This is a genomic window from Rhodoferax sp. (assembly GCF_014859475.1).
GTDB lineage: Bacteria > Pseudomonadota > Gammaproteobacteria > Burkholderiales > Burkholderiaceae_C > Rhodoferax.
The window spans coordinates 1-2,743 of record NZ_JACUUE010000267.1; the positions used below are offsets into that span (position 1 = coordinate 1).

The 2,743-nt window shown below is 63.0% G+C and carries 2 protein-coding genes and 2 pseudogenes; 1 reads left to right on the forward strand and 3 read right to left on the reverse strand.

What is annotated here, in order from left to right; genetic code table 11:
- Positions 1-102: 102 nt before the first annotated feature.
- Together IBX54_RS14165 and IBX54_RS14170 are read right to left on the reverse strand one after the other, a co-directional pair.
- Positions 103-528 (reverse strand): annotated as a pseudogene (locus tag IBX54_RS14165) (YceI family protein); the annotation flags it as partial.
- 118 nt (positions 529-646) lie between these two features.
- Positions 647-868 (reverse strand): annotated as a pseudogene (locus IBX54_RS14170) (cytochrome b); the annotation flags it as partial.
- On the opposite strand from IBX54_RS14170, the gene IBX54_RS14175 reads away from it, so the two are divergent.
- The gene (locus tag IBX54_RS14175; RefSeq protein ID WP_296543301.1) at positions 854-1,294 is read left to right on the forward strand and encodes a class III extradiol ring-cleavage dioxygenase; all 441 of its coding nucleotides are present in this window, start codon (positions 854-856) and stop codon (positions 1,292-1,294) included. The pseudogene IBX54_RS14170 and the gene IBX54_RS14175 overlap by 15 nt on opposite strands.
- Here the strand turns inward: IBX54_RS14175 and IBX54_RS14180 are convergent, their stop codons facing one another.
- Complete coding sequence (locus IBX54_RS14180; protein WP_296543302.1) at positions 1,295-2,545, reverse strand: CaiB/BaiF CoA-transferase family protein; 1,251 nt, start codon at positions 2,543-2,545, stop codon at positions 1,295-1,297. It abuts the gene before it with no gap.
- Between the last annotated feature and the right edge of the window lie 198 nt (positions 2,546-2,743).

The following is a 2,743-nucleotide window of genomic DNA, read 5'->3' on the forward strand; positions in this document are numbered from 1 at the left end:
CTTCGCTCGCGATGACGAAGTCTCTGTTCAAGGTCCGTGTGCGGTATCGGGCCGAATCCGGGGGGCTCGCAGTGACGAGGCGGGTGCCAAGTGACGGCTTGCTCATAGCTTGCTTATGCCGCTGAGCGCGAGCTTGAACTTGACCTGCACGTCGTCGGCCACCATCGAGGTGTCGGCCCATTCGCCGTCGCCAATCTTGAAAGTCAGCCGCTTGATCGGCAGCACACCTGTGGCTGTGGTGGTCGGGCCGCTTTGTGTCATGACCAGCGGCACCGTTACCTCGCGCGTCTGGCCCTTGATGGCGAGCTGGCCAGCCACCTCGAACTTGCCACCGCCCAGCGCCTTGAAGGCCGATGACGTGAAGCGGGCCTGCGGAAACTGTGCGGCGTTGAACCAGGTAGCCTTGGGTAGTTCGTAATCCATTTCGGGCGCGCCCATCGTGGCGCTGCCAATGTCCACGGTGAATGTGACCTTACTGGTGGCGAGTTTGGCGGCATCAAAATTGATCTGGGCATCGAATTTCTTGAAGCCAGGCGCAAAACGCGCCGTTTAGCTCTGCTAAACAAACGATTTGCAACGAAGCAATGCGCCCAAAGATGGCTAGGCAAAAGTACAAGTTATTGCTTTGCGAGCCCTAAGCGCGGCTTTGCCAGCTTGGCATGGCTTGCGCAATGGCTGCGGGCAGCGCTGGCGGGCGGTGCGTGGCGCGCCACAGCAGGCGCAACACCGTGAGCGCCAGGAACGTCACGCCGGCCCATTTGGGCCAGTTGTAAAGTTTCAGGCGTCGCGGCGAAAACGGCAGGTCAGTCATGTACACGCCAACGCCAACCGCGGCCTCGATCATGGTGCCTGGGTGCCGCTGATGCATTTGCTGCCGCAAGCCACACTTCCGGTGTTTCAGGTGTCGATGCCGCACCCGTTGGATGCGGCGGGTGCGCTGGCGCTGGGCCGGGCCCTGGCACCGCTGCGTGACCAGGGGGTGCTGATCGTCGGCTCCGGCAGCCTGACGCACAACCTGTACGACATTCAGTCCCCCGCTGCGTCCGCTGTGGCTTACGCGGTCGAATTTGCCCACTGGGTCCGCCAGGCTGTGACGCGTGTCGATGTGGCTGCGCTACTGGACTACCGTCTGCGGGCACCGCACGCCGAGCGCGCCCACCCCACGCAAGAGCACTTTTTGCCCCTGCTGCTGGCGTTGGGCGCCAGCCATGAAGCTGAAGCCGCGCAGGTGATTGCCGGCGACATCACCTACGGCGTGCTGTCGATGGAATCTTATGTTTGGGGCTTGAACTGATCAAACCACGCCGCGCTGGCGCAAGGCTGCCACTTGGGCTGCGTCCAACCCCAGTTCAGCCAGCACTTCATCGGTGTGCTCGCCCAAAGCGGGTGGTGGGCGCAGCAGCACCGGCGGCGTGGCCATCAGGCGCAGCGGGCTGGCTACCGTCGTGATGGCAGCCACCGCGCCAGTGGCTGGTGTGCTGTTGGTCGCGGCTTGCGTCACCTTGAGACCGCGCGCCTGCACCTGGGCATCGGCAAAGGCCTGAGCCATGTCGTTGATCGGGCCACAGGGCACGGCCTTGTCCTCCAGCAAGGCTATCCACTGTGCTGTGCTGCGTCTGCACGTGATGGCTTGCAGCAACGGAATCAGGGCATCGCGATGCTTCACGCGCAGCGTATTGCTGGCAAAACGCGCATCTTTCGCCCACTCGGCGTGACCGGCGGCCTCACAAAAGCGCGCAAACTGGCCGTCGTTGCCGATCGCCAGCAGCATGTTGCCGTCCAGGGTGTCAAAGGTCTGGTAGGGCGCCAGGCTGGGGTGGGTGTTGCCCTGGCGCTGCGGCACCCGGCCGGTGTTCAAGAAGCCCGCCGCCTGGTTGGCCAGCACCGCCATGCCGACGTCGAGTAACGCCATGTCGATGTGCTGGCCCTCACCCGTGCGATGGCGCACCTCGATGGCCGCCAGAATGGCGCTGCAGGCGTAAATGCCGGTAAGCACGTCGATCAGCGCCACCCCCATGCGCATCGGGCCGCCGCCGGGCTCGCCGTCGGCGTGGCCGGTGATGCTCATCAGCCCGCTCATGGCCTGGATCATCAGGTCGTAACCGGCGCGCTCGGCATAAGGTCCGTCTTGGCCAAAACCGGTGACCGAGCAATAAATCAGGCGCGGGTTGACGGCCTTGAGGCTCTCAAAATCGAGGCCGTAAGCTTTCAGGCCGCCCACCTTGAAGTTCTCCACCAGCACGTCACTTTGCGCCGCCATCTTGAGGATCAGCGCCTGGCCCTCGGCCTGCGCCATGTCGAGGGTGATGGCGCGCTTGTTGCGGTTGCAGGCGGTGAAATAGCTGGCTTCGGTTGTGTCGTTGCCGTCTGCATCTTTCAGGAACGGCGGCCCCCAGTGGCGCGTGTCGTCGCCTGCGCCGGGGCGTTCGACCTTGATCACGTCCGCGCCCAGGTCGGCCAGCATCTGGGTGCACCACGGGCCGGCCAGGACTCTGGAGAGGTCGAGGACTTTGAGGTGGGATAGGGCGGCTGGTTGGCTAGTCATTTTTGGTCTTTAAATCAGGATTCAATTGCTTGAGTGTTCGCGGTGGGTTACTGGCCATGTGGTTTTGATTGACGAGAAAACCAATGACCGTGCAGCAAGTTCTTTACTTGTTCATGAACAGCCGCGTCATTGCGAACGAAGTGACGCAATCCATGGCTCCGGACTGCCTGGACTGCCGCGCTACGCTTTCCATGAACA